Origin of the sequence: Streptococcus sp. HMSC034E12 (assembly GCF_001835915.1) — a bacterium.
Taxonomy (GTDB): Bacteria; Bacillota; Bacilli; order Lactobacillales; family Streptococcaceae; genus Streptococcus; species Streptococcus vaginalis.
Genome location: NZ_KV826434.1, coordinates 74001 through 89393, shown reverse-complemented (window position 1 = coordinate 89393; position 15393 = coordinate 74001). Strand labels below are relative to the sequence as shown.

The following is a 15393-nucleotide window of genomic DNA, read 5'->3' as shown; positions in this document are numbered from 1 at the left end:
GTGTTTTGCACCAAATATGAGATAGTTTTGGGTGCAAATTTATTCCAAATCATCATCTTCCTTATCTTCTGTTTCTGCTTTATCTACTTCATTTTCGCTTTCTTCCGCTTCTGAAAAGAAATCATCATCTTCCTCCTCAAAGCCTTCAAGCTCCTTATCTTCCTTTTTCTTAACGACCTTAAAATAATATCCTGCACCTAATGCTCCTGCTACTACAAGAATGAGAATTAAGTAGGTTCCTGTATTACTGCTTTCTTCCTTTTTTACAGGTTTAGGTTCTTCTTTTTCAGGTTCTTCCTTTGTAATTTCCTGTTTTGGAGCTTCTTTCTTTTCAACCATATTAAGAAGATCATCTTCGTATACTTCTGTTAGGAGCATAACATTCTCGCTATCCTCATCGTGATTGATGATTAAATGGAAGGTCTTGCCATTCTTAGTAGTAAAGGTAACAAACTGTCTTGCATCCGCTGAATACATATCCGTTTCTCTCTTATCACTGCTATCTCCATGATGAATCGGATAATCCTTGTTCGCATTATCCTTATTTTCCGTAACAGTTCCTCTTGCCTTTGATGGAGCAGAAGCAACTCCTTTATTGGTATTTACATTCTTACTTGAACCATCCATAGAGGAATCCTGACTGCTGTTATTGGCAGGTTGTTTCGGTGTCAGCTTATTGGGATAACGAACTTCTTTTTCTTTTCCATCGGTCTTGCCAACATTTGTGTCCTTTGTAATCTTTCCTGTATTATCCTGTGATGATGAGCCTTTACCCATATTACTTACCGATGTTTGAGGTAAGTTTCCTGTTCCTGTTTTCATTCCAGAGATAGGGCTGATTGGTGTTACAACAGGATTATGCGTAACAGGAGCTTTGCCAACCTCATTCGTCTTTTTCTCAAGCTCCTTAATTTTCTCAGTTAGCTTGTCTATCTCCTTCTTCATATCTGCTGATAAGTCTTTATCGTCTTTGCCCTTTTCAAGTTTTTCCTTCAGCTTATCTATTTTTTCCTCAAGGTCTTTGATTTTCTCCTTTTGCTTGTCGCTTAATTTATCCTTGTCCTTAATCTCCTGATTTAGCTTATCAAGTTTTTCCTGAAGTTCCTTAGATTCCTTTTCCATTTTGGAAATATCATCTTTGCTAAGCTCTGTTTGAGTTCCCTTATCTTCTGTTTTTGGCTTTTCCGTCTGCGTCTGAGCATTACTTTCTAACTTCTTTACAATTCGGATAATACTATCGCTTCCATCTCCTTTTACTGTATAGTTTACAAAATCGTCATTAAAGCTCATGTTATCAGGAAGCATTTCAAGATCAGACGCATCAATCACCTGATTTTTGTCAAAGAAAGCTGAATACTCCTTATATACCTTTCCATCCTGATATTGATATTTGACCTTTACTTCACTTTTTGTCTGACTTTCCTGATCCTTAGTATCCTTATTGTCTGTTTGAGCTGACGCATTCGCTACTCTCTTATATAAATCCTCTAAAGGTAATTCAAGGTAGGGTACACCGGTATGAAATCTATTCCATGTTTCAATAATCAGCTTGTCCTTAATAATCTTAATTTCTTTGACATTATTGATATTTGGATTTGCTTCCTTTACTCTGCCAATAATAGCGTTCTTTGTTTCCTCTTTAAGCTCTCCCTCATAGTCAACTGTTACTTTCTCAATTTTTCTATTTAACTGTAAAACAGGGCAGGTATAGACAATGACATTTGCTTTCTTTCCTTTTACAGTTCGTTCTTCCGCATTTTCTGTAATATCTCCAATATAGTAATTATCCTTATCTCTTGGAGAAACGATACTTGTAAAAGCACCTGTCCCTACATTGTGAATTCGATAATATGGATAGGGTTTCTTTGTCATGTATCTTAGATCATCTAACTCATTTTCCTTGTCCATATTCTCATTGGTAAAGGTTTCATTATACTTATCGACAACTACACCTCCCTTTTCTTCAAAAGATTTTGATAAGGAAAATTTAAAGTTCAATGGCTGACCTTCTTTATTTTCTTTTCCGACATAATAAAATCCTCTAAAGGTGTCATCTGAAGTATGATCCTCGAATTTCAGTTCATAATATGTTTCATATTTTTCAGGCGGTTCATTTGACGCAAATACTGTCTTTGCACCAACTTTTAACACCCCTAAAACTCCGCCCATTAAGAGGGTAAAAGCTACAACAATAGCTGTAATTCTTTTATTTTTCAAACTGGTTTTCATTTGTCTTCTCCTTTTTCACTTCTGCTTTTTCTCTGTTTACTTTTGCCATTAAATCACTGATTGTAATGTTGTTCTTTCTGCAAATGGCAATAATTTCTTCGTTTTCAAGTTCTTCCTCACGAATGAACAAAGGCTCCAATTCTTCATCAATTAGAGCCTTTTTATCTTTTAATTTCTTTATTCTGTTTTTTACTGCTGTAAGTTCTTTTTTCAAATTGTGTCCTCCTTATCTGTTTACATTTGGCGGAAAGCCGAAACCTACGGGATGGTGCTTGCAGAAAGTTGCTATCCAATCATCTAAGGTAGTTACTCTGATTCGCCCGATATTATCTATTACCTTGCCATCGCCTATATAAATTCCCACATGACCATAGGTAAGTCCTGCTGTACTTCCGCTACTACTACTTTCAACTGCAACAAGCATTCCTACCTTGAGTTTTGATTTATCTGATGTAAAGGTGTAGTTTCGGTACATATCACAAGCATTTCCTCCGATATATCCAAGTCCTGCATTTTGATAGACCTGCGACACCCACATAGCACACCAGCCTGCACCCGGAGATGGCGTAATGTATGCAGCATTTACAATCTTCTTTTGAACTTCCGTAGAAGCCTCATACTCTTTTCCACCTCCGATACCTCCATTGGAAGCAATAAGGTCGCTATTACCAAAGGCTTCTCCCATATTGCCTTGAGCAAGGAATAAGGCTTCATAGTGTTTTAGATTGTCAGGATAGTTCGCAAAGACTTCTCTGATGATACTGTCCATTTCCCTTTTATGAAGGGTTACAATGAGTTTCTTGTACTCGTAAGGTTCTTCATGGCTTTCGGTATATTCATTTCCATCTTCATCGGTATAGGTTTCTGTAACTGTCCTGTATCTGATTTCTACTTCTTCCTTATACTCAAGGTCATACATGGACTTAAAAAGCTCATTTAATACGGAGCTTACTTCCGATACATTCTTTACTTCTCCGCACCTTGATGTAATGTAGGATAAAAGCTCATGGACATTATGACCGATGTACTCTGTGTTATTTAGGATGTACTCGTCATATCCGGGATAATTCTCTTTGACATGATCAACCTCGTTTTGAAGCTCACTTTCCATAGCGGAAAAGTTCTGATTGATTTCATTTAGGACATTTGGCTTTGACAAATAGCTTGTTGTAAGAACAGAACTTGTGGAGTTCATAAAGCCTGTCATTCCCGTTCCTGCAAAGTTGATAAAGAAAGTTCCCAAAATAATAAGACCTATGAAGATAATCATAAGTCCCTTTGCTTTTCTTAATATGACTTCCTTTGAACTTTTAAGACTGCCTATAAGCCCTTCCTTAATGCGATCTCTAAGCCTTGACTTATTCTGCCTTTTAATGGAATCTTTCATCTGCTTTCGCTTCTGAAATCGCTTAAAGTTATTTGCTTTTTGATACTCCTGTGTCTTTTTTAGCTCCTCTTTGGCATCTCGAAACTCCAATTTGGATTTTCGCTTTCTGATTTTATAGTCCTTATTCGTAAGGTCATATCCTTTCTTCGCCTTTTTCTTATCAGAATATTTCTTTATGCCATGAATGAGTTTCGAGCTTGCGTCCGCTGTCTTTTCTCCTGCTTCCACCCCTTTGTTTTCATCGCTTCCATGGGATAAGTAATCTCTTACGGTTTCACTTCCTTTAGCAAGTCCTGAAAGGGCAGATACTTTTACCATATCTTTCTTTAGCTTTTTCTTCTGCTCTTTAGAAAGTCTGCTATGAACTTTTTCGCTGACAGCATCTGTTCCCGCCTTTTTACCTTCAGTCTTATTTTCCTTTGATACATCTTCTTTTTTTCTTGTATAAAGGCTTTCGGTGTAGTTTTTCCTCTTATGCTTTCTCTTTTTAGCCTCATAACTTTTAGAGGAACTTCCAATAAACTCATCTTTTTTATGGAGATTATCATCCACATCATAAGTTGACTCAAAATAGTCGCTGTCCCTAAAGTCATTGTCATATCTATCTATGATTCCGTCATTGTCGAGGTCTTTTCCTAAAGGATCATAGATTATTCCATTTTTAACCTCCGTAATATAATCCGATCTTCCTGTTTCAGTGACAAAAGCTACGCTATCCTTATCAGAAGCTCTATACCTTGCATTTCTTTTGGAAGTTTTTCCGTTTTGTTCAGTTTCTATGCTTCTCTTACTGACCTTTTCATGCACCTTATCTTGAAATCGGTCTTTATCATGGACAATTTTTCCTCTGTAATCATCGTTATGCTTTAACTTACTTTCTTCAGGCTCTATACTGCCATTACTTTGCAATGTTTCCTTTTCTATCCTTGCTCTTTGCCTTTCCTTAAAGTCCTTTTTCAGTTTCTTTCCCATAAGCCTACCTCACTTCTTCAGGCTTGGTTGTCATCTTCTGATAAAGGATTGTGTCTTTCGGGAACTTATCAAGGAAAGGAACAATGGTATTTCCAAAGAACAAAAGTCCTTCTCCTGCATTGGAATTGGTTACATATTTTAGCTGTGGCTGTGAGATTTTAAGTTTCCTTGCTAAAATTTCTCTATCGCCGGAAGCCTGATTGAGCATTAAAACAAAGTCCGTATTATCAAAGATATTTTCAATTTCTTTACTCATCAGTAGGTCTTTGACATTCTGTGTAATGCCTGTCGGGATTCCTCCCCACTTACGAAATCTTTTCCAAATCTCTACGGAATAGGAAGCTGTCTGCTCGTCTTTTAAAAGCAAGTGAAACTCGTCGATATAGTACCTTGTAGCCTTATTTCCTCTGTTTTGCGATACCTTATTCCATACCTGATCCTGAATAACAAGCATTCCGATTTTTTTAAGCTGACTTCCAAGTTCCTTAATATCAAAACAAAGAAGCTGCTTATTTAAGTCCACATTGGACTGATGGTTAAATACATTAAGAGAGCCTGTTACATAAATCTCCATTTCCGTTGCCAGCTTTTTACCGACTTTTTCTTCCTGATTTTTTAACATATCATATAGGTTTTGAAGAATGGGCATATTACAAGGCTCTGGATTTTCGAAATACTTTTCATAAATCTTAGGAAGGCATCTGTCTATAACCGACTTTTCTTCTGCTGTAAGACCACTACCGCCAACTACTAATTCAAGCATCGACATAATGAAGTTTGCTTTGTCCTTTAGTGGTGCGTCCCCATCGCCATAGTTCATATTGATGTCAAGGGGATTTAGATAGTCTTTTGACTTACTACTGACCTTTATGACTTCTCCTTTAAACTGACGAACAAGGTTTCCGTACTCGCCTTCCGGATCGCAGATAATCACATCATCATCGGTTGTAAGAATGGCATTTGCCATTTCTCTTTTTGCACTAAAGGACTTACCACTTCCCGGAGTTCCGAGAATTAGACCGTTTGGATTTTTCAGTTTCTTTCTATCTGCCATAATCAGGTTATGGCTTAGGGCATTTAGTCCGTAATACAAACTGTTCGCCGAATTTATGAAAAGCTCCTCTGTGGTAAAAGGCATAAATACTGCCGTAGATGATGAGGTTAGTCCTCTGTCAATTTCAATCTTATTTACCCCAAGTGGAAGTACACTGATTAAGCCCTGCTCCTGTGAGTGATCAAGCCTTTTTAACTTGCAATTATGCTTATTGGCAATAGAGCTGATTTGAGAAATGGTATTGTCCAGCTTTTGAATTGTCCTTGCAAAGTTCATAAAGATAATGGTTACAACAAACATTCTTTCATCTCTTGTCTGGAGGTCTTTTAAGAGGCTTTTTACATCTTCTCCATAGGTGATTAAATCACTTGGAAGAATGTCCATATCATAACCGCTTCTTACAGCCTTTTTATTCTCCTCAATCTTCATCTTGTCAATATCGGTATTTTTTCTTTTTACCATCTTGATGGCTTCCGACTGTTCGATTGCCTTGATATGAAAAGAGATATTGATGTTATCATCTATATCCAAAAACTCAGCAAGCATACGGTCGGAAAGCTCACTTGCAAGGATTTGAAAATGACTTGCTGCTCCGATAAATTTTCCAAACTTAAAATACCTTGACGGTGTAAAGTTAAATTCATCAGGAACAATGTATGTCTTTGTGCTTTCTTTCTTCTTTAAGTCCTTATATGAAAATTCAAAGGTCTTATTCGGATTTAAAACATCATGAAGTATCTTCAGCCTTTCCTCTCCGTTAAGGCTTTCTGCTCTTACTCCCATACTTTTAAGACTCGATAATATATCTATCTCCAGTCTTTCCAGTTTTGATGTTGCCTGCTCTAAATTATCCGCTTCCACTGTAAAGGTTACATACTTTGATTTTTTCAGTCCGTTATTTCCCTTTACAATCTGACTTTTGAGCATTTCTCTAAACTCAAGGCGAATATCGTCAAACCCGTCCTTTTTATCCGGTATTTGAATAGCTGATTTCATTTCTTCATTTCTGCCAAGCTGATTGATATATGAAAACTCTATGCTGACACTTGGATCAAAGGAATTAAGAAAATTTGCAAACTGATTAAAAATCAAATCTCTATCTTCTTCTAAGGCAAGCTGATAGTTTATATCCTCAAAGGCAATACTCTTATTAAAATGCTTTTCATCAATCTGACATATCCCGCTTTTTAAGAGTCTAAGATAGGGAATGGTATCTTCAACAGTGTATCTTTTCGGTTCTTTCCTAAAGATAAGGTCAAGTAATCCGCCCCTATCTTTTTTAGACTTTCCCTTATTTTGCTTTAAGTCCTGTTTTTGACTTCTTAACTTCTTTTGGTTTTGTTCTAACTTTAGCTGCTGAATTTTTCTTTTGTCTTTCAAGATAAACCTCCTTTCTCACTCTTTTTTGTGGCTGATAAAATTTATGAAGGTAAATATACTTAAAGTATTTCTCAAAGCTAAGTCCATCCTTTTCAAAAAGAGTGGTAAAAAATATAGGGAGAGTAGACACAATGAGAAAGATGACTGCTATATCATTTGGAACAACCTTTCGCATAAATAAATAGATTGGTATTCCAATCAGTCCTGCAATCGTAAAACCTATCAGTTGTCTTTTTGTCAGGTTGAATGCAACCTTTGTTTTTACCTTCTTTAAGTCTTTTGGGATAGGTACATACGCCATAACTTACCTCCCATCTTCTTTACCCTTTGAAAGCTCCTCTATATGCTCATATACGGAGCCGATTTCTTCCTGAATACTTGCAATCTGTTCATTTGTACTTCTGTTATATCTTTCCTGCATTAGACAAAAATCATTGTGGCAGCGACCGATGTCTTTTGTTCTTTCTTCCAAGTCCTCCACTTTGCTGTGAAGCCTGATTCTATCCATTACTGCCAAAATACCTGTTCCAACTGCTACTGCTATCAATACTGTTTTTCTTTTGTTCATCATATATTTCCTTTCTTTTAGTGTGCATTTAATACGCTTTTGGCCAGTGTTCCGCTCTTTAGCATCATTAACCCCAGCAAAACCGCATATCCAAGTATCGTAAAGGTACTTGTGTGTATATCTGTTATCTGTATTGTTTTAACTAATACTGCGTATATTCCAAGACAAACCATTAAAAAGAGTCCTTGTAATCCTATGGCAAATAAGCCTTTGATATAGTTTGTTCCGATTTGTCCCCACTCTTTGTTTCCCATTGTGGCAAAAGGAATGGCTGAAACGGATGAGTAAACATAAATCTCAAACATTCTGCCGTATACCACAAGCATAATCACAATGGAAATGACCTGTATTGCCACCTTTATGAGCGAGGTTTCAAAGAGTATCATGACAAGCTCTCCAAGACCTTTATCTTTTAAGCCTTCTACCATCGTTACAATCTGATCTCCGGAGATAACGGCAGAGGTGTTAATTACCCCTGCCGCTTTATTTACCATGTGCTGTGCAACATCAAAGACTGCCATAGAAAACTGAAAAGCATGGGACACTAACCATACGGCAATCCACATCTTTATGATGTACTTGAAAAATTCAAAGGTATCTGTATCGTGCATATTGTTCTTTTGCATAACCATATTGATAAGCTCGATACAAAGGACTGCCGTTATGATTAGCCCTGCAATGGGGATAATGACAGAGTCGTTAATGCTTTTGATAAAACTAAAAACCTGTCCGTTCCACCCCATCGGTGTCTTTCCCACATCCGTTGCAATCGCACCAACTTTATCGTTGATGTCAAGAAACATGGACTCTAAGTTTGCTTGGATACCGCCCAGTAGAAGATCTTTGAAAAACTCCTCTATCTTGTCGAATATCCCAAACATTTAATTTCTCCTTTTCTTCTTACTTGAGTACATTTGCAAGAAGCGGAATCAGCTTTAATCCGATAAGGACAATGCCGCCTCCTGCCATAAGCTGCTTTATGCCTAATTAGAGATTGTAAAATACTTGTAGTGTGTCTGTATTTCCTATGAAATTGTAGTAAATATCAATTGTTTGGGTGATTTCTCCATTCACTATTTCTTTTTCGTGAACATAGATTTTTGAGATGAGTTCGTTTAAGGTTTCTTTGTCCAGCTTCTTTATATCCTTATGTTTTTTTATGAGTTCAATCCATTTTTTGACATTAATATCTTCAAGATCTTCTTTAACAATCAATTTTTGATTATCCTCTATTCTTTGATTTAGATAATCTTGTTCTTTCTGCGATTTTTCAAGAATTTTTTGGAAGTTGCTTTCACTTATCTTGTTATCTAGCCAGTCATCATATAGTCTTTCAATCTTTTTAGTTAAGTCTTCTACTCTTATTTGGTCTTCGTAAATCTTATCCATGATAAATTTTTGTTCTTCTTCATTATCAATTTCTCGTGATTTTTCAAGTGCTTTTATGATTTCTTTTTCGTCTTTTAATGCTATTTCTGCATTTTTTCTAATATCTTTAAGCACTATCTCATAAAGAGTATCGTAATAAATTCTATGTTGACTACATAATGACTTTCCATATCTTCTATAAGTGTTACAAGTGAGTAACTTTTCTCTTTTTTTTGATTTGTTTCTTCCAAGATTTAAAGATTTTCCACAATCGGGACATTTCACAATGCCTGCAAATATGCTTTCTTCTCCATTTTTAAATGGTCTTCTTCTGCTCTTTAATTTTTCATTTGCTATATTATAAATATCTTCAGAAATAATTGGTTCATGTGTATTTTCTACTATTATCCATTCCTCTTTAGGTTTATCGGATAACCAACCTACTTTGAATTTATAATTAACTTTTTGACTAGCAATATGACCGATATAAACAGGATTTTCAATAATTTCTTTTAGGGTTGTGCAGTCCCACCAATACTCTCCACCATCTACGGTCATTTCTAACTTAGTTTTTTTATTTCTAAGTCCTTTTTTTCTATTCCACCAGGTAGGTGTAGGTATTTTTTCTTCAAAAAGTCTTCTCCTAATTGCTTGTACTCCATAACCACTAAAAGCAAGATCAAAAATTTTTTCAACAATCCATGAAGTTTCATCATCGATTACTAATTTATGTGGATTATCATTGTCTTTCCTATATCCTATTGGAGCAAGACAACCAATAAATTTTCCTTGCCTTGCCCTAGTCATATAAGCAGATTTCATCTTTTTGGAAACATCTCTTGAATAAAACTCGTTTAAAACATTTTTAAAAGGAACTATTTCGTTGTTTTCTTGAAAGGTATCTACTCCATCATTTAAAGCTATATATCTGACATTGTTCTTTGGGAAGAAATTTTCTGTATAGTATCCAGTCTGCAAATAGTTTCTTCCAAGTCTTGATAAGTCCTTAGTGATGACTATATCCACTTTTTTATTTTCAATATCATTAATTAGTCTTTGAAATGATGGTCTATTTGTATTTAATCCAGTGTATCCATCATCTATATATACATCGTAAATACTCCAACCTTTTGATTTTACATAGTTTTCTAAAAGTTCTTTTTGGTTTTGTATGCTGGCACTCTCTCCTTTCTGCTCATCATCTTTAGATAGTCTGCAATAAATTGCAGCTTTGAATGAAAAGTGATTTGAATTTGTTTGTATCATTTCCTATTCCTCCTTGTTTGAGTTTTCAGAAATAACACAACTTTCTCTAAAACTATTTTTATTATAGCACTCTTTTTTATTACTATCAATATTATATTTGTTGTACTCAATTTCATTGTCCTTACTTAATTTGCTTGATTTTTTTATTAGTCTTAGAAAAGCGTCTGTATCTGTTCTTCTATTATCATAATTTCTTTTTACAATGTATTTTGTTTGTCTTTTTGTCATAGCTTATCCTTTCATGCAATAAAAAAAAGGCGATTAGATTTTTAATTTTCTAATCGCCTTTTAAGTGTCATATTTATATTTTTATTATCTCTGGCATACTTCGATACCTTTTTATACTTAAAGTCTTTAATAGTGGCTTTCCACCTCTTTTTATCTATAAAGATTCGCCTACATCATAGTTCATTTTCTTATTTAAACCTTGATGTCTTAGTTTATCTTTATCTTTTTCATACCAATTTAGGATTGTCGCATAGTGGTTTTGATAGGTCTTTCCTCTGCTTTCCATGTACCTTGATAGTTTATTTATCATTTTGTCTGTGTGTGAGTTTAATTTTTCTTTAAGATTTTTATATTCTTCTTTGCTTAGTCTTACATTTTTGAATTCTCCATAAAAGATGGGGGTGGACTTTTTATCTTTTTCTATCTCTCCCTCTCTCTCTTTATCTATCTCTATATCTTTCTCTATCTCTATCTCTCCGTTGCACTTTTGTTGCTTATGTGTTGCATTGGTGTTGCATTGCAACATTTTTAATTCTCTAGACTTTCTTGAACGCCTTGTAGATGCTGTTTCTGATCCGATTAAGTTTGGTATTTCAGTTAGGTAGTATTCATCATTTTCTGTTACAACTTCTAGTAAACCTTGATTTATTAAATAATTAACTGTTACCATTACATCATCGTCTGTTTCATCTATGGTTAGTGCTAACTCTTTTATAAAATCACTTTCTACTCCGTCATAATAGAGTTTGCCCTCATCTTTTAGACTTAGTAATAAAAGTTTGAGGTAGATTATCGTGTAGGTATCTCCTCCCGATATTCTCCTTAATCTTTTTATCCTTTTGTCTGTGAAAAATTCTTCTTTTAGTTTTATCCAATAATATCTTTTGTTTGTTGCCATTCTAATCCTCCTTGCAATAAAAAAAGAAGTAGATTTTTTCTCTACTTCTCCTTATAATTTATATTTTATTTTTCCTTATATTTTTTAATAACTTTTTCTACTTGTTCTTCAAGCTCTTCCCTGTCTGGTATATACAAAGTATATTTTGATGCGAATATTTTATTTGATAAATTTCCTAAGGCGTATTCTGCTTGTACTCCGTCCTTATCTGTACATAAGATTATTCCTATTGGCTCATTGTCCATCTCATCATTGACTTCTGCCTTATAATAATTGAGATACATATTTATTTGACCAACTGCTTCTGGCATTAGCTTGCTTGTTTTTAGTTCGATTAAGACATAAGACCTTAATATTTTATTATAAAATACCATGTCCACATAATAGTGGGTGTTGCCTAAAGTTACCCTTTGCTGGCTGCCTACATACATAAAACCCTTACCAAGTTCAAGCAAGAATTTTTCGATATGATCTATGAGTGCTTTTTCTAAATCACTCTCCATCATTGGCTTTTCTTCTGGCAAACCTAAAAATTCAAATACATAAGGGTCTTTTACAAGGTCAGCTGCCTTATTTATTTCATTGCCCTTTAAAGCTAGGTCTAGAACTTTTTCTTTGTTTTCCTCTCCAGATGATAGGAGCAATCTTTCAAAAAGTGATGTTTTTATTTGTCTTTTAAGTTCTCTCACAGACCAATTTGCATTAATACTTTCTTTCTCATAGAAGCTTCGTTTTTTCTCATCGCTAATGGATAAGAGTTCGCAATAATGGGACCAGGTCAATATTCCAGACAGTGTCTGGAATATTGGATATGATAAATATAGGTTTCTCATATTAAATAAATTAGACTTAGAAAATCCCTTGCCATATTCCTTTGTAAGTTGTCTTGATAAGTCATTTATAAGTTCTTTTCCATACTCAGCTCGTTCTGAATGACCTTGCTCATCTTCTACGATGATACGTCCAATCTCCCAATATGTTTGAACTAAAATATTATTGACTTCTCTTGCGACTTCATTCCTTGCCTTATCCATCAATGTTTTTATGCTATTAAAAACATCATCATGAACTCTATCTATTTTATTATTCTTATTCATACAAGCACCTCTTTGACCTCTTAATTGCTTTAATTATATCATAAATATTGTGTTTATTCAATTTTATATCTTATCTGCCTTGATATTTCCCAGATTTTCGATAATCGAAATTCTTGATTTCCGATTTTCGGAAGTCTTGTTATTATGGTTATTTAAGGGTGTAACTTTTCGTTACTCCCTTAGATTTCTCTGGTCATATCTTTTTTGTTTGGTTTTACTTTTTCTTTTACTTTTCTTTTGACTTTTTCTTTTGTCTTATCCTTGTTCTTGGATAGGTCTTTGTATTTCTTTATTTGTTTTAGGATACTTTCTTTTTCTTTTTTATTTTCCTTGAATATGACTTGTTTAAAGGCATATTCCATTACTTTTATGTCTTTGGATTGGAAGAATATTTCATAGTTTTGTGTTTCTTTGTTTTTCATTACTGAAAAGCTTACCCCAAGTTTGTTTAGTTCTTTTTTTAAGTCTTTGAGGTTGCTTTGATCTATGCTTATATTTTCTAGTTGTCCTTTTTTGTAGAGGTCTTTTATTTTCATTTCATAGCCCATAAGGCTTTTTAGGTTTCCGTTTGCTTTTTCTAAAGTTTCATTCATCTTTTTTCTTATTTCTTTGTCTAAGTTGATTGATTCTTTTGCTGCCTTTATCGTGTATGATATTACGGTTTGTGCTGCTTGACCTGCTTCTTTGCTTATTTCTTCGTTTATCATGCTTTTCTCTCCTTTGTTTGAATTAAAAAAGGGAAGTATAGGCTTTAATTTTTCTATACTTCCCTTTGATTGTTTTTATTTGGTTGTTGGTGGTGGAATACTTTATTTTGATGTTTTTATAGCTTTCTTAGGTATTTGTACCTTTTATACTTTAAAATAGCTTACAATGCCTTTCCACCTTCAGTAGTTTATGTGTGTTCTTTTGTCTGATAGATAGTTTTTCATGTTGGAATATATAATCTGTATTTCTTCATTGTTCATTGATTCTATTTCTTCTAATTATTACTATTATTAGAATGATTCCAAGGATAATTTCTATTATTAAAACTTTCAAATATTTAGGTGTGTCTATATTTAATTTTTGAAAGTAAGCATCTATTTCACTATCTTCAAATCCATCATCTTCAAAAAAATGTTCTTTAGCTCCTCCAGAATCATATATTTCTAATCCATATCCATCTGGAAAACCTAGACTATATTGAATTTTCGTTATCTCATAGTTAATGTTAAAATGCTCTTTTACCTTTGCGACAATATCCTCACTTTGATTGATAACTTCTATTGTAGTTGTAGTGGTTATCAAATCACCTAAGACTAATAAAGCAGTGTAGCCATCTATCACAACAAAAAAATCACCATTATAATAAAAAGAATTTTTTTCATTTACTCTACCTAAATCATTCTCAAGTTCAAATTTTTTATTTCGTTAAAACATTCCAACTTTCTCCCGCATCTTCAGAATAAAATTGAATTCCATTGGATTCATACTCCCCTGCTGTAACAGTAATATATAATTTATTCCCCTTACTTTCAGGCATAGAAAGATACTTATAATCATCCAATTTTAGTCCGATTTCTTTTCCCTCTTTTGGTATATCTTTTACCTTATCCATTGGTAAATTAACTTGTCTAAAGGTAAGGCCTCCATCTTTTGTACTATATATTTGAGAGTACTGTCCAGATGCCCCCTGAATTCCAATAAAACCAAAATCATTTGAAAAGAATATTATTCCTTCAGCTGATCCAGCTTCATCCATAAAAGGATTTTTGTTGATAACTTTCCAATTTTCCCCACTATCAATTGATTTTTCAAATGCATAGAACCTTGAACCGGCAGCAGCATCTACAACCACAAGTCTATATCCTATTTTTTTATCATCTAAAACAAAGGTATAAACCGTACCATTATTTTCATCTGTAATCCATCTTTTTGAACTTTTTGCATCTTCAATTATTTCGCTATTATGTTCATTTTCAAGAATTTCCGGCGATATATATTGTGGCTCCATTAGATACTTAAATGAAGATATATCTTCATTATTTTTTATATAAAGAGAAGCCATATACCCACTAAATTCTCCTCCTCTTGATAACATAGAAGTCGTCAATCCTGTATTATATTTTCCATCACCATCTGCATCTCCATCTAATATAGAGAGTCCTTTTTCTGAATTAACTTTTTCTTTTCCTGAATATAAAAAAGAATATGTTTGATTTTGTTTTATATCCTCCCAATTATGAACTTGTTCTTTGTAATCGGATTGCTTAAGAATTGCGAAAAAAGGATTTAATAACTTATCCGAATTAATACTAAGACCTTCGCCTTTATTAAGCCATATATTTATTTTACTATCTTTCTTATAGTCATAGGTAATTAAAAAACCTTTCAACTGTCCCTTATCATTTTCTCCATATAACATTGTTTCTATATTCGTAATTGTTCCATCCCCTGTAAACTCAATGTAGAAATCATCTGATACATAAATTTTTTCTGGTAAAGAATTTTTTTCTCCTATATCGTTTATCAATCCATCAATACCATTTTCATAAATATTATTATGAATGAATTTTATCTTTTTATGATTTAAGAAATCATCAATTTTCCAAGATAAAGCCCCATTATAAGGAATTGCTGTGTGTATTATCATCCCTCCAAACACTAGGCTTATAGCAATAAATAAAACCAAACGGAATTTAAAATAACTTGCCCGATACCCTCTATGTCTTAATATTAATCTGACTAAAAGTAAGATAATTAGTAAAATCACAAAAGGCAACATAATTCTAAGCCAATAATGTGTTCCTCCTAACTTACAAATTTTCCATAAAATATACATACAAATTGAATATAAAACTAAGATTATATAATCAACTAACGGTTTTAGTTTCTTCTTCACATCAGTCCCTCCATTCATGTGCATTATATCATTTTTTAGGTACTTTTTCTATATCAGCTTCC

14 protein-coding genes and 1 pseudogene are annotated in these 15393 nt (G+C 33.8%); all 15 read right to left on the bottom strand.

What is annotated here, in order from left to right; all coding sequences use genetic code 11:
• Positions 1-39: 39 nt before the first annotated feature.
• The 15 genes and pseudogenes from HMPREF2574_RS03600 to HMPREF2574_RS03535 all read right to left on the bottom strand — a co-directional run bounded on the left by HMPREF2574_RS03600 (position 40) and on the right by HMPREF2574_RS03535 (position 15331).
• Positions 40-2229, bottom strand: a complete 2190-nt coding sequence (locus HMPREF2574_RS03600) for a CD1107 family mobile element protein (protein ID WP_007894787.1) — start codon at positions 2227-2229, stop codon at positions 40-42.
• Positions 2207-2443 carry a hypothetical protein gene (locus HMPREF2574_RS03595; protein WP_000711923.1) on the bottom strand — a complete coding sequence of 79 codons (237 nt, stop codon included), beginning with the start codon at positions 2441-2443 and terminating at the stop codon, positions 2207-2209. The genes HMPREF2574_RS03600 and HMPREF2574_RS03595 overlap by 23 nt, the downstream gene beginning before the upstream one ends.
• Positions 2444-2455: 12 nt before the next feature.
• Positions 2456-4588 carry a CHAP domain-containing protein gene (locus HMPREF2574_RS03590; protein WP_007894794.1) on the bottom strand — a complete coding sequence of 711 codons (2133 nt, stop codon included), beginning with the start codon at positions 4586-4588 and terminating at the stop codon, positions 2456-2458.
• A gap of 4 nt (positions 4589-4592) precedes the next feature.
• Positions 4593-7022, bottom strand: coding sequence for a VirB4-like conjugal transfer ATPase, CD1110 family (locus HMPREF2574_RS03585; RefSeq protein ID WP_007894666.1), 2430 nt, complete (start codon positions 7020-7022; stop codon positions 4593-4595).
• The gene (locus tag HMPREF2574_RS03580; RefSeq protein WP_034440670.1) at positions 6934-7323 is read right to left on the bottom strand and encodes a PrgI family protein; all 390 of its coding nucleotides are present in this window, start codon (positions 7321-7323) and stop codon (positions 6934-6936) included. The genes HMPREF2574_RS03585 and HMPREF2574_RS03580 overlap by 89 nt, the downstream gene beginning before the upstream one ends.
• Positions 7324-7326: 3 nt before the next feature.
• Positions 7327-7590, bottom strand: a complete 264-nt coding sequence (locus HMPREF2574_RS03575; protein WP_007894829.1) for a hypothetical protein — start codon at positions 7588-7590, stop codon at positions 7327-7329.
• A 17-nt stretch (positions 7591-7607) separates the two neighbouring features.
• Positions 7608-8471: a VirB6/TrbL-like conjugal transfer protein, CD1112 family gene (locus HMPREF2574_RS03570; RefSeq protein ID WP_000466901.1), complete on the bottom strand. Its 864-nt coding sequence runs from the start codon at positions 8469-8471 to the stop codon at positions 7608-7610.
• A 19-nt stretch (positions 8472-8490) separates the two neighbouring features.
• A pseudogene (locus tag HMPREF2574_RS10110) lies at positions 8491-8574 on the bottom strand (Maff2 family mobile element protein); the annotation flags it as partial.
• A gap of 3 nt (positions 8575-8577) precedes the next feature.
• Positions 8578-10224, bottom strand: a complete 1647-nt coding sequence (locus tag HMPREF2574_RS03565) for a recombinase family protein (protein ID WP_070584764.1) — start codon at positions 10222-10224, stop codon at positions 8578-8580.
• A 3-nt stretch (positions 10225-10227) separates the two neighbouring features.
• Positions 10228-10452, bottom strand: coding sequence for a hypothetical protein (locus tag HMPREF2574_RS03560; protein ID WP_036757784.1), 225 nt, complete (start codon positions 10450-10452; stop codon positions 10228-10230).
• A 154-nt stretch (positions 10453-10606) separates the two neighbouring features.
• Complete coding sequence (locus tag HMPREF2574_RS03555; protein WP_070584762.1) at positions 10607-11350, bottom strand: phage replisome organizer N-terminal domain-containing protein; 744 nt, start codon at positions 11348-11350, stop codon at positions 10607-10609.
• Between the two features lie 65 nt (positions 11351-11415).
• Entirely contained in the window at positions 11416-12447 is a 1032-nt protein-coding gene (locus HMPREF2574_RS03550; protein ID WP_036753996.1) for a PDDEXK nuclease domain-containing protein, read from the bottom strand.
• 179 nt (positions 12448-12626) lie between these two features.
• Positions 12627-13154: a PcfB family protein gene (locus tag HMPREF2574_RS03545; protein WP_070584760.1), complete on the bottom strand. Its 528-nt coding sequence runs from the start codon at positions 13152-13154 to the stop codon at positions 12627-12629.
• Positions 13155-13404: 250 nt separating this feature from the next.
• Positions 13405-13776, bottom strand: coding sequence for a hypothetical protein (locus tag HMPREF2574_RS03540; RefSeq protein WP_052063280.1), 372 nt, complete (start codon positions 13774-13776; stop codon positions 13405-13407).
• A gap of 76 nt (positions 13777-13852) precedes the next feature.
• Positions 13853-15331 carry a WD40/YVTN/BNR-like repeat-containing protein gene (locus HMPREF2574_RS03535; RefSeq protein ID WP_241686049.1) on the bottom strand — a complete coding sequence of 493 codons (1479 nt, stop codon included), beginning with the start codon at positions 15329-15331 and terminating at the stop codon, positions 13853-13855.
• Between the last annotated feature and the right edge of the window lie 62 nt (positions 15332-15393).